A 22810-nucleotide genomic window follows, 5' to 3' on the forward strand; every position below is an offset into this window, starting at 1 on the left:
CCGGAGTCCGCGTGCCCTCCAGTCCGTCGCGGCCCACGCCCACCCGGCCCTCCACCTGGCGGCCGACCGGGCGCCCCGGGCGATGAATCCCCCCGTTCGGCGCCCCTTGAGAGAAAGAGCAGAATGCCCCGCTTCAGCGTCATCGTGCCCACCTTCAAAGTCGCCGGGCGACTGGCCCGCGCGCTGGACTCGGTCCTGACCCAGTCCTTCGGCGACTTCGAGCTGATCCCGGTCTGCGACGAGCCGGACTCCCCCGCCGCGACGGTCGCCGCCGCGTACGCGGAGCGGGACTCCCGGGTGGCCCCGGTCCATTCGCCGCCGTCGGGCGGGCTGAGCGCGGCGCGCAACGCCGGGATCGCGGCCGCGAAGGGCGCGTACGTGCTCTTCCTCGACGGCGACGACGACCTGCTGCCGGGCGCGCTGGACGCCCTGGACGCGGGGCTCCCGGCCGATGTGGACGTCCTCTGGTTCGGGCATCAGCGGGTGCACTGGTGGGAGGGCGAGCCGAGCGTCCCCCCGCTCGACAAGGCCCCGGAGGTGCTGGGCGTGCACGTTCCGGCGTGGAGCGCCGCGTACCGCCGCGGCTTCATCGCCGAGCACGGACTCGCCTTCCCCGAAGGGCATTTCACGGACACGGGCTGGGGCGGTCTGGTGACGGTGGCGGCCGAGCGGTCGGCCCTGCTGCGCACGGTCTGCGTACGGCATCACCTGCGCCGCCAGGGCAGCCGGCTCAACGCGCCGGGCGAGCACCACTTCGAACTCCTCGACCAGGTCGAACGGGTCCTCGTCCGGGCCTCGGAACAGACCCTGCCGGCGGCCCGGTCGAAGGCGCTGTTCGGCCAGCTCTTCTCCCAGGTCCTGAAGACCGCGGCGCACCCCGCCCGGCTGCCCGCGCGCCGCCGCCGTGCCTTCTTCCGCCGGGCGGGCAAGCTCTACCGGCGCCACCGCCCTGCCGGATTCCGGGTGCCGGCGGGCAGTCTCGGTGTCCAGCACCGGCTGCTCGCGGCGGGCGCGTACAGCGCGTTCCGTGCGCTGCGCGGCACGAACCGGGCCGTCTCCGGGGTGGCCCGGCGGGTGCCCCGCGGGAGGACGCTGCGCACCCGCGCGCTCTACACCGTCCAGCTGAGCCGCCCGCTCGACGAGAACCTCGCGGTGTACTGCGCCTACTGGGGCCGGGGTTACGCCTGCAACCCGGCGGCGATCCACGCCAAGGCCCGCGAACTCGCCCCGCACATCCGCTCGGTGTTCCTCGTGGAGCCGGAGGCGGTGGACGCGCTGCCGAAGGACATCGAGCACGCGGTGATCGGCAGCCGGCGCGGCTGGGAGGTGCTGGCCCGCGCCAAGTACCTCGTCAACAACGCCAACTTCGCGGACGGGGTGGTCAAACGCCCCGGCAGCGTCCACGTCCAGACCCAGCACGGCACACCGCTGAAGAAGATGGGCGTCGACCAGTCGACGTATCCGGTGGTGGCCGCCGCGACCGGCAGCTTCACCAAGCTGCTGTCCCGGGTGGACCGCTGGGACTACAACCTCTCCTCCAACCGGCACTCCACCCAGATGTGGGAGCGGGCCTTCCCGGGCGGCTACGAGGCGCTGGAGTACGGCTATCCGCGCAACGACGTCTACTGCACGGCGACCGCCGAGGACGTCGCCGAGGTCCGCGAACGGCTCGGGGTGCCCGAGGGCACGACGGCGCTGCTGTACGCGCCCACGCACCGCGACTACAGCACCGGCTTCGAGTCCCGGCTCGACCTGGAGGCCTTCTGCGAGGAGATCGGCGAGCAGTTCGTCGTCCTGCTGCGCGCCCACTACTTCTACGACGAGGGGCGCGGGCGCGGCTCCGGGCGGATCATCGACGTGACCGGGCACCGGTCCTCCGAGGACGTCTGTCTGGCCGCCGACGCGCTGATCACGGACTACTCGTCGATCATGTTCGACTACGCCAACCTCGACCGCCCGATCGTCGTGTACGCGGACGACTGGGAGGTCTACCGGGAGACGCGGGGCGTCTACTTCGACGTGATGGAGGAGCCGCCGGGCCGGGTGGCGCGCACCCCGGGAGAGCTGGCCGCGCTCTTCACCGACGGCTCCTACGCGGATCCGGCCGCCGCCGCGCTGCGGGCCCGGTTCCGGGAGCGCTTCTGCCAGTTCGACGACGGCAGGGCCGCCGAGCGGGTCGTGCGCAGAGTGCTGCTGGGTGAACCCCCCGAGGCGATCCCGCCCGTCCTGCCGCTCGCCGAACGCGTCCCGGCTCCCGCCGCGTCCACCCTCGTAAGGAGCTGACGTGCCCCGCTTCAGCATCATCGTCCCCGTCTTCAAGGTGCAGGGCTTTCTTCGCGAGTGCCTCGACTCGGTCCTGGAGCAGTCGTACACGGACATCGAGGTCATCGCCGTCGACGACTGTTCCCCGGACGGCTGCGGCGCGATCCTCGACGAGTACGCGGCCCGCGATCCGCGCGTACGGGTGCTGCACCTGCCGGAGAACGTGGGGCTCGGCCGCGCCCGCAACGCCGGAATGCCGCTCGCCGGCGGGGACTACCTCTTCTTCCTCGACAGCGACGACACCCTCACGCCGGGCGCGCTGCGCGCCGTCGCCGACCGCCTGGACGAGACCGCCGACCCGGATGTGCTGGTCTTCGACTACGCGCGCACCTACTGGTGGGGCGGCACCCGCAGGAACGTGCTCGCGCGGGTGCTCGCGGAGGCCGGTGCCGGCACCTTCTCGGCGGCCGAACACCCGGAGATCCTGGACCTGTTGATGGTGGTGTGGAACAAGGTCTACCGCCGCGCGTTCGTCGAACGGGAGGGCTTCGCCTTCCCGCCCGGGTACTACGAGGACACGCCCTGGACGTTCCCGGTGATGCTCAGCGCGGAGCGGATCGCGACGCTGGACCGGATCTGTCTGGCCTACCGCCAGCGCCGTCAGGGCAACATCCTGTCCACCACCAGCCGCAAGCACTTCGACATCCACGACCAGTACGAGCGGGTCTTCGCGTTCGTCGATTCCCGCCCGGCCCTGTCGGACTGGCGCCCGTATCTGCACCACAAGATGGGCGAGCACTGCCTCGACATCCTCTCCAAGGAGGACCGGCTTCCGGAGGAGGACAAGGCCGAGTTCTTCCGGCTGACGGCCGCGCTCTTCCGCAAGCACAAGAGCGGTCCCGTGCCGTCCGAACTGCGCGTCCTGGAGGGTGGTTTCACGCGCTACCGGGTGCGCGGGCAGGCGGCCCGCGCGGGCCGGGAACTCGGCCGGCGCGGGCAGCAGGCGCGCCGGATCGTCGCCGCGCGCGTCAAGCACGGCTGGTCCGCGGTCCACGAACACCGGCCGCTGGACCCGCACTTGGCGGTGTACTCGGCGTTCTCGCACCGGGGGGTCCTCGGTGATCCCGCGGCGGTGTACACAGCGGCCCGGGAGCTCGCCCCGCAGCTGCGCGGAGTGTGGGTGGTGCGCGACGAGGAGCAGGCCGCGCTGCTGCCGCCGGGGACCGAGCACGTCCTCCTCGACTCGCTGCGCTACCGCCAGGTCACCGCGCGGGCCACGTACTTCGTGAACAACGTCAACTGGCCCGGTTCCGTGATCAAGCGCCCCGGCAGCGTCCACATCCACACCCACCAGGGCACTCCGCTGAAGTACATGGGCGCGGACCTGCTGCACAAGCCGGGTGCCCGGCACGGACTCGATGTGCCGCAGATGCTGCGCCGGGCCGACCGCTGGGACTACAGCCTGGTCGCCAACCGGCACTCGGAGCTGGTCTGGGACCGCGCCTACCCCTGCCACTTCACCTCGCTGCGCAGCGGCAGCCCGCGCAACGACGTCCTCGTGCGGGCCCGGCCCGAGGACGGGGCGGCGGTCCGCGCCCGTCTCGGGATCCCGGCCGGCAACCGGGTGGTGCTGTACGCGCCGACGCGTCGCGACTATCTCCGCGGCGGCCATGTCGACCGTCTCGACCTGGCCCGGTTCGCGGACGATCTCGGCGCGGACCACACCCTTGTCGTTCGGCTGCATCCCTCGCTCGCGGACGGTCCGCCGCGCGGGATGGGGCTGGCCGAACTGCACCGGCGCGGCGAGGTGGTCGACGCGACCGACGAACCGTGCGTCGAGGATCTGATGCTCGCCTCCGACGCCCTGGTGACCGACTACTCGGCCCTGATGTTCGACTACGCCAACCTGGACCGGCCGATCGTGCTCCTCACGGACGACTGGGGCGCGTACGCGGCGAGCCGGGGCGCGTACTTCGACATCACGGCCGACGCGCCGGGCCATGTGGCCCGCTCGCAGCGGGAGTTGGCTTGGCTGTTCGCGTCGGGGGCTTGGCAGGACGGCGAGTCGGCGCGGCGGCGGACGGGATTCCGGTCGCGGTTCTGCGAGTTCGACGACGGCCGGGCCGCCGAGCGGGTGGTGCGGACGCTGATGCTCGGCGAACGGGCCGCAGAACGGGCGGCGGTCGTCCCGGGGCCCGCGAAGGCGGACCACGACGTCCTCACCTCCTCATGGGCGGCCCGGTGAAAGGCCCCGTGAAGGTCCACGTGAACGACACCACGAGCGACACCGTGAGCTCCTCCGTGACCGCGCGTTCCCGCCGGATCCGGGCGCGGGTCCTGCGGACACCCCGCTCCGCCCGCGCCCGGGTGATCCTGATCGCCGTCGTCTTCGCGGTCCTCCAACTCGCCAACGTCACTTCCCGGGACACCCCCGACACCAAGAACTACCTCTCGTACGCGCTGAGTCTGCGCGGCGAGAACAAGCAGGAGGCCGCAGCGCTGACGATCGACTACGTCTGCGCGGGAAAGGCGTCCGTCGCCCGGCGCAACCAGGCCGTCGACGTGGTGCGCTTCCACCGCGCGAGTCCGACCCGGCAGGTCATCGAGGAGTGCCGGCGCGACGAGTGGCGGGGCGTGTCCGCGCGGCTCGCGGCCGGGCAGACGGCGGGACACACCGTGCCGTTCATGTCGGCCCGCTTCATGCGGATCTTCGAGGCGCGTCCCGGGTATCCGGTGCTGCTGCTGCCGTTCATCACGGCTCTGGGGGTGAAGTGGGGCCTGTGGGCGTCGGGGGTCGCCGTCACGGTGGCCGGGGGCGTCCTCCTCTTCCTCGTCCTGCGCACCCTGCGCGTCTCCACCGGCGCGGCGCTGACCGGGCAGGCGCTCTTCTACGTCCTGCCGTGCGGTACGACCGCGATGCGCCCGATGACCGAGGGCCTGATGATGGCCGTGACCCTGGCGGCCCTGTGGGGCTGCGCCCTGGTACTGGAAGGCCGTGCGCGGGCCGGGATCTGGCTGGTCGGCGGTTCCCTGGCGGTCCTCTTCACGGTGAAGCACTCGCAGGCGCTCTTCCTCGGGCTGTGCCTGACCACTGCCTGCGCGGTGCTCCTGGCGCGCCGGCGCCGGTTGGACGGGCCGCTGCGGACCCTCGGGGTGGTGGCGGGCTGCGGCGTGCTGGCCACCGTGCTGCTCGCGAGGGCGCTGCACTACCCGTCCGAGTCGGAGAGCGTGCAGGACCTGCTGACGGATCACTACGCGCGCCCCGACCGCGCCCATCCGTGGTCGGAGTTCCTCCATATGGAGGTCGCCTTCTGGGTGGAGTGGGTGCGCCGCCAGTTCTGGGAGCCGCTGTTCCTGACGGCCGTGGTCGCGGCCGCGTGGGGGGCGCTGCGCCGGCACCCCGCCTTCGCCGGTTTCCTGCTGGCGGCGGCGGGCACCGGGGTGCTCAACCAGGCCGCGCACCCCGACATCACCGTCTGGGGCGCCCGGCTGATCGTGCTGCTGTGGCTGCTGCCGGCGGTGGGTCTTCCGCTGCTCCTCGACGCGGTCGTCCTGCCGGGCGCGCGGGCGCTCGGCGGCACGGTTCCGGGGCAGTCGCGCGGAGACACCGAGGTCGCCCGATGAGGTGATCTTGGGCTAGGCCGCCGATCCGGGCGGGCATATACGGCAGATGCCGGAAACCGCCACTCCCGTCTCCCCCGCCGCCCGATGAGCGCCGATGTCGTCTCCCGGCGGCGCGGGGCCGTCCGCGGTGCGACCGCGCTGCGCGCCAAAGGCACCTGGCGTCCGACGCCGTACCAGGTCTTCGGTGGCCTGTTCTGGCTGGTGATGACGCTCGCCCACTGGCGGATCCCGCTGTGCTGCGACGCGGGCCAGCACGCGGCGGTCGTCGAACGGCTGCGGGCGAACCTGCTCCACCCGCGGCACCCGATGGCGGACCTGCCGGGCGCGGGCAGCCCGTACTACTCGCCGTACGCGGTGGCACAGGGCGCCTTCGCCCGGCTGACCGGTCTCGGCGGCTGGGTGGTGGTGCGGTTGTCGGGGCCCGTCAATCTGCTCGTGCTGCTGACCGGCATCGGCCGCTTCACGCGGGTGCTGACACCCCGCCGCTGGGCGCCGGTCCTCTGTCTGTTCGCGATGGTGCTGCTGTGGGGCACCGAGCGGGCCTGGTGGAGCGGCTACCTCGGGCTGATGTCGATGACCGGCAACCTCGGCTATCCCTCGACGTTCGCCATCGGGCTGGCCTTCTGGGCCTGGGCGTTCACGGGTACGCGCGCGGCGGGCACCGGCGGCCCCGTCCGGTACGTGGGCCCGAGCGGCCTCAGGAGCTGGTGGGGGTACGCGGCTCTCGGCGCCCTGTACGGACTGATCCTGCTCGTGCATCCGATCACGTCGGTCGCGGCTGTGCTCGGCGCGGTGGCGTTCGTGGCGGGCGGGCAGCGCGGATGGCGGCCGGCCGTGGCGGGCCGGTGGCTGCTGACGGGTGCGGTGGCGTTCCTCGTCGCGTACGGCTGGCCGTACTTCGACGTCTTCGCGCTGACCGGGGACCGCAGCGTGGACGCCATGCACGAGCGGCTGTACGAGGGGATGCCCGGACACTTCTGGCTGGCACTGACCGGGGTGCCCGCACTGTGGCTCCGGGCCCGGCGCGCCCGGCGGAGCGAGGGTCACGGCTGGCGCGATCCCCTGGTGCTGATGTTCGCGCTGGAGTGCGCGGCGGTGGCGTACGGCTGGGTGAGCGGGCACTACACGTACGGCAGGATCCTGGGGCTGACGCTGGTGCCGCTCCAGTTCGCGCTCGGAGTGGAGCTGGCGGCGTCCCGGCCGTGGGGACCGGGGCGGCGGCTGCTGGGCGGCGTCGCGGCCGCCTGCGCGCTGGCCGGCTTCCTCACCGTGCAGGCGGGGGCGGTGGTGCCGCGCTCGCTCGACCCGGTCGGCTTCGACCAGCCGCCGCGCTGGCCGACGTACGACTGGGCGGCACGGCACATCCGGCCCGGCGAGGCGGTCATCGCGGACGGGTACTACTCCGTCCATCTGATCGCGGGTTACGGCCCGGATCTCGCCGCGCCCGCCTGGCCCGACCCCGCCCTCGACGAGGGCGAGCGGCTGCGCAGGCTCGCGGCGGTCCGCGCCTACCTCGCCCCGTCCTCGACCCGGGCCGGGCGCACCACCCTCGCCCGCCGGTACCACGTCCGCTGGCTGCTGCTGACGCGCTGGCGGCGGGTGCCCGAGGAGGCGACGGTGGTGGCGTGGAGCCGGGAGACCGGCGAGGTGCTGGCCCGGATCGGCACGGGGTCCGGCCCGGAAACGGGCACCCGCGCCCGTGCCCGCACAGGCACGGACGCGGACACGGCGGCCGGTACGGAGGCCGGTGCCGCGGTCCGCCCTGCCCGATGACGGGCCGCCCGACGACGAGTTACTCGATGACGAGCTCGACGGGGATGTTGCCGCGGGTCGCGTTGGAGTAGGGGCAGACCTGGTGGGCCTGCTCGACCAGCTTGCGGCCGGTCGCCTCGTCCACGGTGTCGGGCAGCTCGACGCGGAGCGTGACGGCCAGGCCGAAGCCCTCGCCCTGCTTGCCGATGCCGACCTCGCCGGTCACGGCGGCCTGGCTGACGTCGACCTTGGCGGCGCGGCCGACCAGGCCGAGGGCGCTCGCGAAACAGGCGGCGTAGCCGGCGGCGAACAGCTGCTCGGGGTTGGTCCCCTGGCCGCTGCCGCCCATCTCCACCGGAATGCCCAGCTGGAGGTCGAGCGTGCCGTCGGAGCTGACGGCGCGGCCCTCGCGGCCGTGGGTGGCGGTGGCGACAGCGGTGTAGAGCGCGTCCATGGGGACCATCCCTCTCAAGTCGAAATCCTGGCGGGGACCGCCGGTCCGGCGGCCCCACGACCAGAATTAGAGCACGCAATTCAGTTGTGCACAACTAAATTGCTGGCAAGAGCTATCCTGGGCACATGACCGCAACGCCCGCCCCGAGCCCCCAGGCCCCCGCGGCAGGGGACTTCCTCCGCCTCGACGAGCAGATCTGCTTCTCGCTGAACGCCGCCTCACGCGCCTTCGGCGGCGTCTACCGCGTACTCCTGAAGGACCTCGGGCTCACCTACCCGCAGTACCTGGTGATGCTGGTGCTCTGGGAGCACGGCGAGCTGCCCGTGAAGAAGGTCGGCGAGCATCTGCGCCTCGACTCCGGGACCCTGTCGCCGCTGCTGAAGCGGCTGGAGGCGGCGGGGCTCGTACGGCGGGAGCGCAGCGCGCGGGACGAGCGGTCCGTGCAGGTGGGGCTCACCGAGGAGGGCGCCGCGCTCCGGGAGCGCGCGCTGTCCGTGCCGCGCCGGATCGCGGCCGCTACCGGGGCGGACCTGGAGGAGATCCGAGAGCTCCGGGCCCGGCTCGACCGACTGACGGCAGCGCTGGACGAGGCCGCCCTGTCGGAGGCGCCGGGATGTACGTAGGCCTGCGCACATAGAGGCGCAGCATCACACCTCCGCGGACCACCTGCTCGCGGGGCACGAACTCCTCGTCGACCACGGCGAGTTTGGCGCGCTCGGTCGCGCTGCCCGGGTCCCAGGCCCGATGCGTCGCGAAGACTGCGGCGACCAGCCACACGTGGTCGAGCCGGTCCAGCCTGCGGCGCAGTTCACCGGGGTCCGCCTCCTGGCCGTACAGCGTGCCGGAGGCGGGGGCGGGGGCGCTCAGCGCGATGTCGCGGATCCCGCGGAAGCCCTTCGGGTACGCCAGTGCCGCGCGCCGCGCGAGCGACGGCAGGAACAGCACCGGATCGCCGGGGCGCAGTTCGCGGTGGGCGACGGCGGAGACGTCGGCCAGGTTGTCGGGGCGGCGGTCGGGACTGCGGTCCTGGCGCAGCAGCGGAAGCTGTACGGCGAGGACGAGGGTCACGGCGAGGACGCCGGTGAGGACCGCGTGGGGCAGGGGCCGCGGCAGCCTCGTCGCGAGGTGGTCGGCTCCGGCGGCCGCGAGCAGCGGGGCTCCGGCGAGGGCGAAGAGGACGTAACGCTCGTCGTAGAGCGGCCGCCAGTGCGACACCGTCAGCAGCACCGCCGGGGGCACCGCCAGCAGGGGGAGGGCGACGGCCGGGAGCGAGAGCGTGCCGCGCGGGGTCCGCGCCGGCCGCAGGGCGAGGGCGATGAGGACCAGGTACGGCACGATCACGAGCAGGGCCGGGCCGGTGAACATCCCGAGCAGGCGCTCCGCGCTCCCGAGGGTGGTGCGGGACAGCCAGGCGACCTGCGCGGACTGGCCCCGGGAGACCAGGACCAGGGGCATCAGCGCCAGGGTCACGGCCGCCGCGGCGAGGAGCCAGGCCCGCCACACCCGCGCCGGTACGCGGGCGAGCGCCAGCGTCGCGGCATGGGCGAGGAGCAGGAGCAGGGCCATTTCGTGCAGCAGGCAGGTGGCGGCGGCCGTCGCTCCGTACGCGCACCAGGGTCCGGGCCGGGCGGACCGGGCGGCCCGCACCAGCAGCACGGTCGCTCCGGCCGCCCCGGAAGCGACGAGCGCGTAGGAGCGGCCCTCCTGGGCGAAGTGACCGGTCATGGGCGTGACGGCGTACAGCAGGCCCGCCCACAGGCCGACGCGCGGGCGGCACAGTCGCACGCCGAGGGCGGCCACGAGCCCGGCGGTCGCGGCGGCGCCGCAGACGGAGGGCAGGCGCAGGGCGATCTCACCGGGGTGCGGGGCGAGGACGGCGTGCATGAGGAGGTAGTACAGGCCGTGCACGGCGTCCACGGTGTGCAGAAGACGCCAGATCTGGGGCACCGAGCGCCGCGCGACCTGGAAGGTCACCGCCTCGTCGCGCCACATGCCGCCGCGGTCGAGCCCCCAGAGTCCGATCACGAGCATGACCAGCACCGGCAGAAGGACGGCCACCGCCTCCGGACGCCGAGCCGCCGACCGCCTCACCCACGCGTGCACCATGGGGGCGATTTTTTGCTATTAACCAACCTTTGACCGGTATTGACGGCGTATCGCGCCGTATCACCCATCCATGCGGCTTACGATCCGGGCTTGATGAGCGTCTTCCGGAACCACCGCCCGCTTGCCCTCGCCGCCGCCTGGCTCGCCACCCGTGCCCTGATGCTGTGGCTGCTCGCCCACGACCATCTCGCCCCGCTCGGCAGGGGCGGGGTGTCCCGTGAGGTGGGTCATCTGTACTTCCACTGGTACGGCGTCCTGTCGCAGGGCGCGTTCCCGGCGGGCGACCGGCTGTGGCAGTACCCGCCGGGCGCCGGCCCGGTGCTGCTGGCGCCCGGACTGCTGCCGTGGCTGACGTACTTCACCGCGTTCGTGGCCTGCACGCTCGCCGCCGACGCGGTGATCGCCGTCGTCCTCACGCGCGCGGGGCGGCGGCCCGGCCGCAGTCTGCGCGGTGCCTGGCTGTGGGTGCTGGGCCTGCCCCTCCTGCTGCACATCCCGCTCGCCCGGTACGACGTTCAGGTCACCGCCTTCGCCGTCGTCTCCCTGCTGGCGCTCTCGCGCCGCCCGCGTGTGTGCGGCGCGTTCGCCGCGATGGGGGCGCTGGTCAAGGTCTGGCCCGCGCTGGCGCTGATCGGGACCCCCCGGGGCCGCACCACCCGCGAGGTGTGGACGTCGGCGGCGGTCACCGCGGCCGCGCTGCTCGCGGTCCTCGCGGCCGTCTTCAGCGGCCCGTTCGACTTCCTGCGCCAGCAGAGCGGCCGGGGTGTGCAGATCGAGTCCCTCGGCGGCACGCTGCTGGGCTTCGCGCGCCGCGCCGGATGGCCGGGGACGGTCCGCTACCAGTACGGCGCGATGGAGTTCGTCGGGCCGTACGTCGGCGTGGTCGCGGCCTGCTCGCTCGCCCTGACGGTCGCCGCGTTCGGGCTCGTGCTGCTGTGGCGGGTACGGGCACGGCGCTGGACGACGGCCACCCCGTACGACGCGGCGCTCACCGCCGTCCTGCTGTTCACCGTGACGAGCCGGGTGATCAGCCCCCAGTACATGGTGTGGCTGCTGGGCCTCGCCGCCGTCTGCCTGACGTCGCGGCACACCACGCAACGCCCGGTCGCCGCGCTGATCGTGGCGGCGACGGCGGTCAGCTCGGTGGTGTACCCAGGGCTCTACGGCGACGTGGTGCGCAGCACCTGGACGGGTTGTCTGCTGATGCTCGTACGAAATGGCCTGCTGGCGACGGCTGCTGGAGTGTCGCTCCTACGGCTGTGGCGGTCGGGCCTGGCCACGGCCACCGCGGACCGCACCCGTCCGACCGGCAACGCGCGGAATCCACACCGGATTCCCGCCGGGCTCCGAACAAGACAGTGACTGCCTCTTAACGGAGAATTACTCGCAATCCTTACGATTCCGGCTCGTGGATCATATGAACCCTCACCAGGCGAAGGTCGGCGTCGTCGTCATCGGGTACGACGACGCCGCTCATGTCGCGGACGCCGTGCGCTCGGCGCTCGCCCAAGGCCCGGCCGTCCGCGAGGTGATCGCCGTGGACGACTGCTCGACGGACGGCAGCGCGGCCCTCCTCGACGCCCTCGCCGACGCGGAGCCGCGTCTGAGGGTGATCCACCGCCCGACCAACAGCGGCGGCTGCGGCAGCCCGCGCAACGACGGCATCGACGCGGCCACGGCCCCGTACGTGATGTTCCTGGACAGCGACGACGTCCTGCCGCCCGGCGCGGTGGACGCGCTGCTCGGCGCCGCCGAGGAACACGACGTCCAGGTCGCGTCCGGACTGTGCGTGCGCCGCGAACTCCCCTCGGGCCGCGAGGTCCCCTGGGAACGCGCACTGTACGCGCGGCCCGCCCTGATCGTCCGCCCCTCGCGTCGCCTCCGTCTCACCCACGACACGCTGTGCGTCAACAAGCTGTACCGCACCGACTTTCTGCGCGAGCACGGCATCCGCTTCCCCGAAGGCCACTACCCCTACGAGGACTTCGTGTTCACCGCGCGGGTGCTGGCCGCCGCGCCGCGCATCGCGCTGATCCCCGACACGGTGTACATCTGGCACGTCCGGCGCACCGCCGACCGCCTGTCCATCTCGCTCGACCGCGCCGATGTCGACAACTGGCGAGCACGGACCGAGGCGAACCAGGCGGCGTACGAGATCCTCCTGAGCGCCGGGGAGAAACAGCTCGCGTGGGCCGTGCACGCCAAGTTCCTCGACCACGAGCTGCAGATGTACGCGCGCGAGCTGGAACTGCGCACCCCCGAGTACCGCACCGCCTGGTGGGACCTCACGCGCGCCTACCTGTCGAGGTTCGACGCGGCCGACTTCACCGTCAATCCGGCCGCCCCCGGCCGCCTCGTCGCCCGCGTGGTCCTCGCCTCCCCCGCCCCGCGCGACCTGCCCCGCCTCAAGGAACTGGCGGCCCGCCCGGCACGGCTGCTGCCGCCCTACACCCGCACCGCCGACGGCACCCCCGTCTGGTCCTCCGACCTCCCCCAGGTCACCCTGGACCACTTCCTCGGCCGGCCGGCCCACCTCCTGCCCGCCGCCGTCGACGCGGAACTGCGGCCGCGGGCGCGGGGCACCCGGCTGCGGCTGCGCCTGCACGAGCTGTACGGACGGATGGCGGAGGCGGGTCCCGCCTCGGTGGACGTGGAGTTCGTCCACCGGGAGCAGGGACGGGTGGGCCTGAGCGGCACCGCGCCCCTGGTGGCCGACCGTTACGGCGACACCTGGTCGGCGGAGACACCGGTGGAACTGTCGGCACTGGGCGCGGGCACCTGGGATCTGCGCCTGACCGTGCTCTTTCGCGACGGCACGAGCCGGGAGGTGTCGGCGCACGCGCGCGGCGGCCCCGGCCTGCTGAGCCGCCGCGCGGTTCCGGACGTTCACCACGGTGTTCTCCTCGTACAGCCGTACCGGACGCACGCGGGGGCACTGGGTCTGCGGACGGCGTCCGGTTGGCGAGGAATGACCGAAGTGGTGTCCCGAAGGCTCCGTCGCCTGCTTCACTGATACGCGGAAGCGGAGACGCGACGCGCGAACGCGGACACCGCACGCGCGCCCCGCCCCTCCCCGACCGCACGGCACACGCGACAGCACCACGAGCTCACTGACGAGGGGAACGGCCGCACATGACCTGGCTGATCACCGGCGGCGCCGGTTACATCGGAGCGCACGTCGTCCGCGCGCTGCGCGAGGCGGGCGAGCAGGCCCTGGTGTACGACGACCTGTCCACGGGGATCGCGGAGCGGGTGCCGTCGGACGTTCCCATGGTGGTCGGCTCGACCCTGGACGGCGAGCTGCTGGCCCGGACGCTCACGGAGCACTCCGTCACCGGTGTCGTCCATCTGGCGGCGAAGAAGCAGGTCGGCGAGTCCGTGGACCTGCCCCTGCACTACTACCGGGAGAACGTCGAGGGCCTGCGCGTCCTGCTGGAGGCCGTGACCGCGCCCTCCGCGGCCACCTCCGTGTCCTCCTTCGTCTTCTCCTCCTCGGCCGCGGTGTACGGGATGCCGGACGTGGAGCTGGTGACGGAGGAGACACCGTGCGTGCCGATGAGCCCGTACGGCGAGACGAAGCTGGCGGGCGAGTGGCTGGTGCGCGCGACCGGCCGCGCCACGGGTCTGTCCACGGCCTCCCTGCGCTACTTCAACGTGGCCGGCTCGGCGACCCCCGAACTGGCCGACGTGGGCGTCTTCAACCTCGTTCCCATGGTCTTCGAGAAGCTGACGGAGAACGCTCCGCCGCGCATCTTCGGCGACGACTACCCGACGCCCGACGGCACCTGCGTCCGCGACTACATCCACGTGGTCGACCTGGCCGAGGCGCATGTGGCCGCGGCCCGCGCCCTCCAGTCCTCCCCCGGCACCGCCCTGACCCTCAACATCGGCCGCGGCGAGGGTGTTTCGGTCCGCGAGATGATCGACCGCATCAACGCCCTCACCGGCTACGACCGGCCCCCCGTCACCACCCCGCGCCGCCCCGGCGACCCGGCCCGCGTCGTCGCCTCCGCCGACCGCATCTCCGTCGAACTGGGCTGGAAGGCCCGTTACGACGTCGAGGACATGATCACCTCGGCCTGGTCCGGCTGGATCCGCCACCACCCGGGCGCAAGCCGGACCTAGGGCCGGACCGGCCCCTGAACTCCGTTTCCCGGACGCCCCCTTGCCCTCGCCCCTTCCCGCTCGCCGGCCTACGCTCGCCGCATGACCGCCACCGGCACCATCCTCGGCTCCGCGGTGGGCGACGCGCTGGGCGCGCCGTTCGAGTTCGGCCCGGAAGGCGCGTTCACGCGACGCTTCCCGGCACCCGGGCAGGGCGGGGAGATGTGCGGGGGCGGCGGCTGGGACCCGGGTGAGGCGACCGACGACACGCAGATGGCCGTCCTGGTCGGCGAGTCGCTGGTCCGGCACGGCCGCCTCGAACTCCCGGACATGTTCGACCGGTTCCGGCGGTGGGCGGCGGCCGACCCCAAGGACATCGGCCTGCAGACCGAAGCGGTCCTGACGAGCGGGGACCCGTGGGACACGGCAGCCGCCCTGCACTTCCAGGTCAACCAACGCGCCGCCGGGAACGGCTCGTTGATGCGGGCGTCGACGTCCGCCGTGTTCTTCGCCCCGTACGGCCGGGACGCCACGATGTCCGCCGCCCGCCGCATCGCCGCGCTCACCCACGGCGACCGCGCCGCCTGGGAGGGCACGGCGATCCTCCACGAACTGATCCGCGTCGCCCTGCTCGGGCACGACCCCCTCACCGCGCTCCCGGACACCCTCGACGCCGTCCACCCGGACCACCGGACCCGGTACGGCACGGTCCTCGCCGCCGACTGGCACCCCGACAGGGCAACGGAGTTCAACGGCGCCGTATGGCCCTGTCTGGGCTCGGCCGTATGGGCACTGCGGACCACGGACTCCTACGAGGACGCAGTACGCGCGGCGATCGACCTCGGCGGCGACACGGACACCGTCGCGGCGGTGACGGGCGCGCTCGCGGGAGCGGTACACGGAGAGGGCGCCTTGCCCACGCGTTGGACCGAGGTGCTGCACGTACCCCTGCCGGGTTCGGGCGGGCGGGTGCTGCGGGCGGCCGAACTCACGGACCTCGCACAGCGGTTGGCGGAGGAACCGCCCGCCGGGGAGCGCATGCCCTGAGCGAACGGCACCCCTGGCCCGGACGCTGTCCCTACCCTCGGTGCCATGGGATCCAGGGCGCCGTACGACGCGCACGCCGACTGGTACAACGAGTTCATGTCCGCGGGCACGGCCGGGGAGTACATCGAGCGGGTGCACGCCGCGATCGGGGAACTGCTGGGCCCCGGCACGGGAACCTGCCTGGACATCTGCTGTGGCACGGGGGCCCACGCTCCGGCCCTGGCGGGACAGGGCTGGACACCCGTGGGCGTGGATCTGTCCGGGGGCCAACTGCGGCATGCGGTGGGGCGGTTGCCGGTGGCGCGGGCCGACGCCACCGCGCTGCCCCTCGCCGACGGTTCGCTGCCCGCCGCCGCGTGCGTACTCGCCCACACCGACATGCCGGACTACGCCGCCGTCCTGGGGGAAGTGGCCCGCGTACTGCGGCCCGGCGGACGTTTCGTGCACCTCGGGGTGCACCCGTGCTTCATCGGCGCGTTCGCCGACTGGAGCGAGCGTCCGAGGATCGTCGTCGACGAACGGTACGCCGACCGCTCCCGCAGCTTCGCCGCGTGGAACCCGGCCGGCGTCCGGGCCCGGGTCGGCGCCTGGCACCTGCCGCTCGCGGACCTCCTCAACGCCACCACCGCGGCCGGCCTCCGGCTGGTGCGCACCGCCGAGGCGGGTCCGGGCGGAGTCCCCGATCTGTTCGGCCTCCTGGCCGTGAAGAACTGAAGAACTCAAGGAGCGAAGGACCGGAGAACCGGAGCAGCGGAGGAAGGGGCAGGCTGCAGGCCGGCGGACCGACCCGCTCGGGTCAGAGCGCCTTCAGCGCCGCCGCTGTCGCGCGGGCCAGGCTGGCCAGGTAGCCCTTCGGGACCTTGGGACCGCGGACCACCACCGCGCGCCAGTAGAGCGGGCCGGACATCAGGTCCAGCGCGAGTTCGACGTCGATCCCCTCACGGATCTCGCCCCGCGCCACGGCCGACGCGACGATCCCGCTCGACACCGACTGCTGGCCCTCCCGCAGCGCCTGCTGCATGGCGTCCGCGATCTCGGGGTTGCGGGCCGCCTCGGCCTGGAGGTCGGGGATGATCTGGCCGGCGACCGGGTGCCGCAGGGCGCGCGAGGTGACCTCGTACAGCAGCCGCAGGTCACCCTCCAGGGAGCCGGTGTCCGGCGCGGGAAGCCCCTGGACCGCGACCGCCGAGACCAGGTCGAGCACGAGATGGAGCTTGGAACGCCAGCGGCGGTACACCGCGGTCTTGCCGACCCCCGCGCGGCGGGCGATGCCCTCGATGGACATCCGGGCATAGCCGACGGACGCGAGCTCCTCGAAGACGGCGGCGCGGATCGCCTCGGTGACATCCTCGCGAAGGACGGCCGCACCGGCGGGAGCCCGGCGACGCCGGGCCTTCCCGGCGGCAGGCGCGGGCGTGGCGGCACTCGCGGCTGTATCGGCGTTCGTCGTCATACGGACCAGCATAGGGCGTTACGACGAAACGGTTGCGTTCCGACGTCGACTGGGCCTACTCTCGCGTTACGACGATACGGTCCCGTTCCGACGCAGGAAAACGGCAGGAAGCGCCGTGGGAAATGTCCGGGACGGACCGCGCGCGCCCCCACCCCCCGAGCGAAAGCAACGGATGTGAGCCAGGTTCTCAACACACCGCCCCCGACAGCGACGCCGGCCTCCCCCGCCGACGACGCCGCGGCCCTCGCCGCCCGGTACGGCCTCACCGTCAGCGGCGCACGCCCGAGCCTGCCCGCGTACGTCCGCCAGCTGTGGGCACGGCGCCACTTCATCACCGCCTTCGCCACCGCCAAGCTCACCTCGCAGTACAGCCAGGCCAAGCTGGGCCAGGTGTGGCAGGTGATGACCCCGCTGCTGAACGCGGCCGTCTACTACTTCATCTTCGGTGTCCTGCTCGGCACCAAGCACGGCGTGCCGGACTACATCCCCTTCCTAGTCACCGGCGTCTTCATCTGGACCTTCACCCAGAGCTCGATCATGGCCGGCACCCGGGCGATCTCCGGCAGCCTCGGCCTGGTCCGCGCCCTGCACTTCCCGCGCGCCGCGCTGCCGGTGTCGTACGCCATCCAGCAGCTCCAGCAGCTGCTGTTCTCGATGGCCGCGCTGGTCGTCATCCTGCTGTGCTTCGGCGTCCCGCTGAGCGTCTCGTGGCTGCTCGCGGTGCCCGTGCTGGTGCTCCAGTTCACGTTCAACGCGGGCGTCGCGATGATCATGGCCCGGATGGGCGCCAAGACGCCGGACATCGCGCAGCTCATGCCGTTCATCCTGCGCACCTGGATGTACGTCTCGGGTGTCATGTGGAGCATCGACAAGGTCCTCAGCCACAGCAGCCTGCCGCGCTGGGCGATGGTCGCGCTGGAGAGCAACCCGGCGGCTGTCTACATCGACCTGATGCGTTTCTCGCTGATCGACAGCTTCCACGCGCACCAGCTGCCGCACCATGTCTGGGCGCTCGCGGTGGGCTGGGCGCTGGTCGTCGGCGTCGGCGGCTTCATCTACTTCTGGAAGGCTGAGGAGACCTACGGCCGTGGCTGACATCATCGCGCAGGACATCCAGCCGCAGAACGCCGGGAGCACGGCCGGGACCACCCCGGCCGACGCCGAGCGCGTCCCCACCGTCATCGCGGACCACGTCGACATCGTCTACCGCGTGAACGGCACCGGCGCCGGGCGGGGCAGTGCCACCGCCGCCCTCAACCGCATGCTGCGCCGCAAGCAGTCCGAGAAGGCTTCGGGCGTCCGCACGGTGCACGCGGTCAAGTGCGTCTCCTTCACCGCCTACCGCGGCGAGGCCATCGGTCTGATCGGCACCAACGGCTCCGGCAAGTCCACGCTGCTCAAGGCGGTCGCGGGACTGCTCCCGGTGGAGAACGGCAAGATCTACACCGACGGCCAGCCCTCGCTGCTCGGCGTCAACGCGGCCCTGATGAACGACCTGACCGGCGAGCGGAACGTCTACCTCGGCGGCCTCGCGATGGGCATGTCCCGCGAGCAGGTCAGGGAGCGCTACCAGGAGATCGTCGACTTCTCGGGCATCAACGAGAAGGGCGACTTCATCACCCTGCCCATGCGGACCTACTCCTCCGGCATGGCGGCCCGGCTGCGCTTCTCCATCGCGGCGGCCAAGGACCACGACGTCCTGATGATCGACGAGGCCCTCGCGACCGGTGACCGCTCCTTCCAGAAGCGGTCCGAGGCCCGCATCCGCGAGCTGCGCAAGACCGCGGGCACGGTGTTCCTGGTCAGCCACAACAACAAGTCGATCCGCGACACCTGCGACCGCGTGCTGTGGCTGGAGCGCGGCGAGCTGCGCATGGACGGCCCGACCGAGGACGTCATCAAGGAGTACGAGAAGTTCACGGGCAAGTAGTCACGCGGGCGCGTGAGCAACGACCTGAGGCGAAGCCGAAACGGCTCCGCCTCAGGTCGTTGCGCGCACCGGCGGCCGGTCAGCGCTCCAGGAACGCGAACAGTCCCTCCCACTTGCGGACGACCTCGTCCGTCGCGAAGCGCTGGATGTTCGCGCGCGCCGCCTCACCCATGGAGTCCCGCAGGGCCTTGTCGGACATCAGCGTGTCCAGCCGACGGGCCAGTTCACCGGTGTTGCCGAGGGTGGCCAGCAGGCCGTCCTCACCGTCCCGGATGATCTCGTGGACGCCGGGCGCGCAGTCGAAGGCGGCGCACGGCAGGCCGGTGGCCATGGCTTCCATGAGGGCGAGCGGGAAGCCCTCGCCCCGGGAGGAGAGCACGAAGACCGAACCGCTGCGCAGCGCGCCCGGCACATCGCTCGTCCGGCCCATCCAGTCGACGGAGTCGTCGAGCCCCAGGGCCGTGCACTGCTTCTTCAGGATCTCCTCGTCCTCGCCGGAGCCGTAGATCCGCAGCCGCCAGTCGGGGTGGCGCGGGGCGGTCTCGGCCCAGGCGTCGAGGAGCATGTCGATGCCTTTCTGGTCGTGCAGCCGGCCGACGCTGACGACGACGTTCCCGGTGCGCGGCGAGGGCACCTCGGGCATGAACGGAATCGGGTTCGGCATGAAGGACGCGTTGTTCATGCCCTGCCCGATCCACAGGTCGGCGTCCTCGCGGGTGAGCGCCAGCATCCGGTCGACGTCCTGGTAGTGCTTCAGGACGCGCCGGAAGCGCGAGGTCTTCCGGGAGTACGCGTAGGACTCGTGGCTCATCCCGATGACGGTCAGCCCGTTGGTGTCGGCGAGCGCCACCCATTCCATGGCCCACACCTGGGTGACGATCACGACGGCGCCGGGCCGCGCGGCCCGGAACAGCGCGGTCAGCTCGGCGGCCCGCTCCCGCATGCCCGCCGCCCGCTGGGCACGCAGCCTCCGCTTCGTGACGTCGAGCCGCCCCTTGATCCCACGCGCGGGTCCGACGCTCGGCGGATGGACGTCGTACAACGTCGTGGTGGGGTACGGGACTTCGCCCAGTTCCTGGGGGACGGCGGGCTCGGTGATGCCCACGACGTGCACGCGGTGACCGCGCTCGGTGAACAGCCGGGCCATCTGGTGCGACCAGCTGGTCACCCCGCCCAGCTCGTCGACGCTGTTGGAGACGAAGAAGATGTCCCGCTGCGCATGGCCGGTCATCCACGCCTCCATTGTCCGAAGAACTCGTCGACGACACTGCGGGCCGCCGTTCCCTCGTCGTACTCGCCGAACTCGGCGGTGAACTGCTCGCGTCTGGGCGCGTACTTGACGGTCTGTTCCTCCAGCGAGGCGAGCACCGCGTGCAGTTCGTCCTCGGTCCGCACGACGGGGCCCGGCGCCCGCTCCAGCAGGTCGAAGTAGGTGCCGCGGTCCTCGTGCACATACGCGTCGTAGTCGTACGCGAAGAAGAACAGCGGGCGGTCGAGGAGGGCGTAGTCGAACATCACGGACGAGTAGTCGGTGATCAGCCCGTCGGCGAGGGCGAGCAGCGGGGTCACGTCGTGGTGCGCGGTGACGTCGATGACGCGGCCGCGCACGGAGGGCGGGAGAACGACGTGGTTCAGGTAGTGGGAGCGGACGAGGAGGACGTAGCGGTCGCCGAACGCGTCGGCGAAGCGCTCGACGTCGAAGGGCAGCTCGAACCGCCGCTGTCCGCTGCCGCGGCTGCGGAAGGTCGGCGCGTAGAGGAGGATCTGCTTGTCCTCGGGGATGCCCAACTCGGCTGCCAGCGGGCCGCGTTCGCGCCGCCCGTCGGCCTCCTCCCGCTGTCTCGCCTGCACGAGCGCGTCGTTGCGCGGGTAGCCGACCCGCAGCAGGGTCCGCTCCTGGAGCCGGAACGCCCGCGCGAGGGTGCGCACATCGTGCTCGGAGCGGATCAGGAACCGGTCGAAGCGGTCCAGCGTGCGCTGCTGTTCGGCCTGCTCCTCACGGGACTTGAGCTTCCACTCGGCCTCGTCGAAGCCCATCCGCTTGAGCGCGGAGCCGTGCCAGGTCTGGATGTAGGTCGTGTGCGGCCGCTTGGCCAGCTTCAGCGGGTAGCTCTGGTTGTCGACCCAGTACTCGGCCTGCGCGAGTGCCCTCAGATAGGGCAGCGACCAGCGGCGTACGAGGGTGGCGTCGTCCGGGAAGCCGGCCGGATCGCCGGTGTACGCCCAGACCGGCTCGAACTCCAGGCCCTGGCGGCGCATCTCCTCGTAGATCGCCCGGGGGCTGTCGCTGTACTGGCGGCCCAGGTGGCTCTCGAAGACGACGAGCCCCTTGCGGACGGGCAGCCGGCTGAACACCTCGTGGTAGAGGCGGATCTTCGTGTCCCCCGAGGTGAGTTTCTTGCGCAGGGAACGGGCCTTGCGGTAGCCCGTCTTGGCGAGCGTGCCGGCCCGGCCGTGCACACCGCGCTGCAGGAGGACGTTCGTCTTCTTGTCGGGGACCAGCCGGAAGGACAGGTGCCCGCGCGAGGAGACGACCGGCTCGATACGGTCGGCGACCAGTCGGGTGAGCCGGGGCCGGACGGGCAACTGCCCGGCGGCCAGGTCGGGTTCGGCCGCGGTGAGCCGGGTGGTGGTGCGTACGCCGTCGACGTCGAGGTGAAGCCGTACGTCCCACACCGCGTCCACGATGCCCAGCGGCCGCACGGCCGTGAGGTCCGCCGACGTCTCCCAGGCGACGGACTCGCCCGCGTGCCACACGTTCGCCACGGGGAAGCGGAAGGTCTGGAAGCGCACCCCGGGGCGGCGGGCGTAGAACTCCAGTTCTCCGGTGAGCCGGGCGCCGGGCGGGATCACACCGAGCGGGTTGGTGATGCGCCCGGCGAGACGGACGGTTGTGCCGTTGCTCTCGTACGAGGTCAGCGCGTTGCGCAGGAACATCTTGTCGACCGGCTTGACGTGGTGGCCGAGGTCGGTGACGTCCAGGACGTGCCGGCCGAAGGGGTCGTCGAGATGCTCGGCGCACCAGTACACCCGGCCGTCGCGCTCGACGAGCGGCGAGGAGATCTTGTCGCGGTTGGCGAGCGTGTCCACGGCGGGCAGCAGGTTGTTCCAGTCGCTCACCTGGAGGAGATAGGCGCAGATGGCGTGGATGGGCTCGGCCTCGTCGAAGGCGGCGCGGTCGATCGACTCCAGGTACTGCCGGGCGATCGCCGCGAACTCCTCGCGGAAGGCGGCGTCCCGGAAGGGCAGTTCACGCATGTGCAGCACGAGGTCGTGCTTGAGGAACTTGACGTCCTTGGCGAACTTCAGCTCCAGGAGCCCCTTGTCCGCGAGGAGTTGGTCGACCCTCCGGTGGATCTCCATGCGGTGCGTGAAGTTGGCGATCTCGTCACGCCGGTTGCTGATGGACTTGGCCGCCGCCTTGTCGGCGACCCGCCAGTCGTACACACGGTTGGGGATGAGGGTGATGCGGCGGGCGGTGGCGTACGCCTGGGCGGAGAAGAGCAGGTCCTCGTAGTGGATGCCGACCGGGAAGCGCAGCCCCTCGTCGAGCAGGAACCGCCGGCGGTAGCACTTGTTGGTCGACAGGGTGTCGAAGACCAGCAGGTCGGGCAGCTCGGAGATCGACTCCAGGGTGCGGGTGCGCTCGTACAGCCAGGGGTACCACTTCACCTCCTTGCCGGTGCGCGAGTCGACGTGCACGCGCACGCACAGGCCGGAGACCAGGTCCGCGCCGGTGGCCTCGGCGGCCTCCAGCATGTTGCGGCAGGCGTTGCGCTCCAGGACGTCGTCGCTGTCGAGGAAGAGGAGGTAGGTGCCGCGGGCCTCGGTGATGCCACGGTTGCGGGGGGCGCCGCAGCCGCCGCTGTTCTCGGGCAGTTGGAAGGCCCGGACCCGGCCGGGGTGTGCGGCGGCCAGTCCGCGCGCCACCTCGTACGAGCCGTCGGTGCTCCGGTCGTCGACGACGACGACCTCGACGTCGTGCAGCGTCTGGTCCAGGACGGAGCGCACGGCCGTGGGCAGCCGGGCGGCATCGTTGTAGACGATGACGACCACGGAGACGGCCGGCCGGTCCGTC

At 72.2% G+C, this 22810-nt stretch carries 17 protein-coding genes; 12 read left to right on the plus strand and 5 right to left on the minus strand.

Annotation, left to right across the window (positions count from 1 at the left end; translation table 11 throughout):
- Positions 1–123: 123 nt before the first annotated feature.
- The 4 genes from ACZ4N5_RS31320 (at position 124) to ACZ4N5_RS31335 (ending at position 7659) form a co-directional block, all read left to right on the plus strand.
- Positions 124–2283, plus strand: a complete 2160-nt coding sequence (locus tag ACZ4N5_RS31320) for a bifunctional glycosyltransferase/CDP-glycerol:glycerophosphate glycerophosphotransferase (protein WP_467760401.1) — start codon at positions 124–126, stop codon at positions 2281–2283.
- A 1-nt stretch (position 2284) separates the two neighbouring features.
- Positions 2285–4507 carry a bifunctional glycosyltransferase/CDP-glycerol:glycerophosphate glycerophosphotransferase gene (locus tag ACZ4N5_RS31325; protein WP_467760402.1) on the plus strand — a complete coding sequence of 741 codons (2223 nt, stop codon included), beginning with the start codon at positions 2285–2287 and terminating at the stop codon, positions 4505–4507.
- Between the two features lie 122 nt (positions 4508–4629).
- The gene (locus ACZ4N5_RS31330; protein WP_467760436.1) at positions 4630–5886 is read left to right on the plus strand and encodes a hypothetical protein; all 1257 of its coding nucleotides are present in this window, start codon (positions 4630–4632) and stop codon (positions 5884–5886) included.
- Positions 5887–5970: 84 nt separating this feature from the next.
- Positions 5971–7659 carry a hypothetical protein gene (locus ACZ4N5_RS31335; RefSeq protein WP_467760403.1) on the plus strand — a complete coding sequence of 563 codons (1689 nt, stop codon included), beginning with the start codon at positions 5971–5973 and terminating at the stop codon, positions 7657–7659.
- A 19-nt stretch (positions 7660–7678) separates the two neighbouring features.
- On the opposite strand, the gene ACZ4N5_RS31340 is transcribed toward ACZ4N5_RS31335, so the two are convergent.
- Entirely contained in the window at positions 7679–8092 is a 414-nt protein-coding gene (locus ACZ4N5_RS31340) for an organic hydroperoxide resistance protein (protein WP_467760404.1), read from the minus strand.
- Between the two features lie 125 nt (positions 8093–8217).
- Here ACZ4N5_RS31340 and ACZ4N5_RS31345 point away from each other — a divergent pair, with 125 nt between their 5' ends.
- The gene (locus tag ACZ4N5_RS31345) at positions 8218–8715 is read left to right on the plus strand and encodes a MarR family winged helix-turn-helix transcriptional regulator (protein ID WP_467760405.1); all 498 of its coding nucleotides are present in this window, start codon (positions 8218–8220) and stop codon (positions 8713–8715) included.
- Here the strand turns inward: ACZ4N5_RS31345 and ACZ4N5_RS31350 are convergent.
- Complete coding sequence (locus ACZ4N5_RS31350; protein WP_467760406.1) at positions 8609–10198, minus strand: glycosyltransferase family 39 protein; 1590 nt, start codon at positions 10196–10198, stop codon at positions 8609–8611. The two genes, ACZ4N5_RS31345 and ACZ4N5_RS31350, sit on opposite strands and share 107 nt — an antisense overlap.
- Positions 10199–10291: 93 nt before the next feature.
- On the opposite strand from ACZ4N5_RS31350, the gene ACZ4N5_RS31355 reads away from it, so the two are divergent.
- From ACZ4N5_RS31355 to ACZ4N5_RS31375, 5 genes are all read left to right on the plus strand, one after another.
- A complete protein-coding gene (locus tag ACZ4N5_RS31355; RefSeq protein WP_467760407.1) occupies positions 10292–11560 on the plus strand; it encodes a glycosyltransferase 87 family protein in 1269 nt (422 codons plus the stop codon).
- Positions 11561–11615: 55 nt separating this feature from the next.
- Positions 11616–13211 carry a glycosyltransferase family 2 protein gene (locus ACZ4N5_RS31360; RefSeq protein WP_467760437.1) on the plus strand — a complete coding sequence of 532 codons (1596 nt, stop codon included), beginning with the start codon at positions 11616–11618 and terminating at the stop codon, positions 13209–13211.
- Between the two features lie 119 nt (positions 13212–13330).
- Positions 13331–14323: a UDP-glucose 4-epimerase GalE gene (gene galE, locus ACZ4N5_RS31365; RefSeq protein WP_467760408.1), complete on the plus strand. Its 993-nt coding sequence runs from the start codon at positions 13331–13333 to the stop codon at positions 14321–14323.
- A gap of 81 nt (positions 14324–14404) precedes the next feature.
- The gene (locus tag ACZ4N5_RS31370) at positions 14405–15349 is read left to right on the plus strand and encodes an ADP-ribosylglycohydrolase family protein (protein WP_467760409.1); all 945 of its coding nucleotides are present in this window, start codon (positions 14405–14407) and stop codon (positions 15347–15349) included.
- Positions 15350–15394: 45 nt separating this feature from the next.
- Complete coding sequence (locus ACZ4N5_RS31375) at positions 15395–16063, plus strand: class I SAM-dependent methyltransferase (protein ID WP_467760410.1); 669 nt, start codon at positions 15395–15397, stop codon at positions 16061–16063.
- An 82-nt stretch (positions 16064–16145) separates the two neighbouring features.
- On the opposite strand, the gene ACZ4N5_RS31380 is transcribed toward ACZ4N5_RS31375, so the two are convergent.
- Positions 16146–16814 (minus strand): TetR/AcrR family transcriptional regulator, encoded by a 669-nt coding sequence (locus ACZ4N5_RS31380; protein WP_467760411.1) that lies wholly within the window; start codon positions 16812–16814, stop codon positions 16146–16148.
- 162 nt (positions 16815–16976) lie between these two features.
- Between ACZ4N5_RS31380 and ACZ4N5_RS31385 the strand changes: the two genes are divergently transcribed.
- Both ACZ4N5_RS31385 and ACZ4N5_RS31390 read left to right on the plus strand, forming a co-directional pair.
- Positions 16977–17897 carry an ABC transporter permease gene (locus tag ACZ4N5_RS31385; RefSeq protein ID WP_467760412.1) on the plus strand — a complete coding sequence of 307 codons (921 nt, stop codon included), beginning with the start codon at positions 16977–16979 and terminating at the stop codon, positions 17895–17897.
- Between the two features lie 16 nt (positions 17898–17913).
- The gene (locus tag ACZ4N5_RS31390) at positions 17914–18732 is read left to right on the plus strand and encodes an ABC transporter ATP-binding protein (protein WP_467760438.1); all 819 of its coding nucleotides are present in this window, start codon (positions 17914–17916) and stop codon (positions 18730–18732) included.
- A 79-nt stretch (positions 18733–18811) separates the two neighbouring features.
- Here ACZ4N5_RS31390 and ACZ4N5_RS31395 read toward each other — a convergent pair whose 3' ends face one another.
- Positions 18812–19963, minus strand: coding sequence for a glycosyltransferase (locus ACZ4N5_RS31395; RefSeq protein WP_467760413.1), 1152 nt, complete (start codon positions 19961–19963; stop codon positions 18812–18814).
- Positions 19960–22788, minus strand: a complete 2829-nt coding sequence (locus tag ACZ4N5_RS31400) for a bifunctional glycosyltransferase/CDP-glycerol:glycerophosphate glycerophosphotransferase (protein WP_467760439.1) — start codon at positions 22786–22788, stop codon at positions 19960–19962. Before ACZ4N5_RS31400 ends, ACZ4N5_RS31395 begins: the two co-directional genes overlap by 4 nt.
- Between the last annotated feature and the right edge of the window lie 22 nt (positions 22789–22810).

It is taken from the genome of Streptomyces sp. NPDC026500 (genome assembly GCF_055567635.1).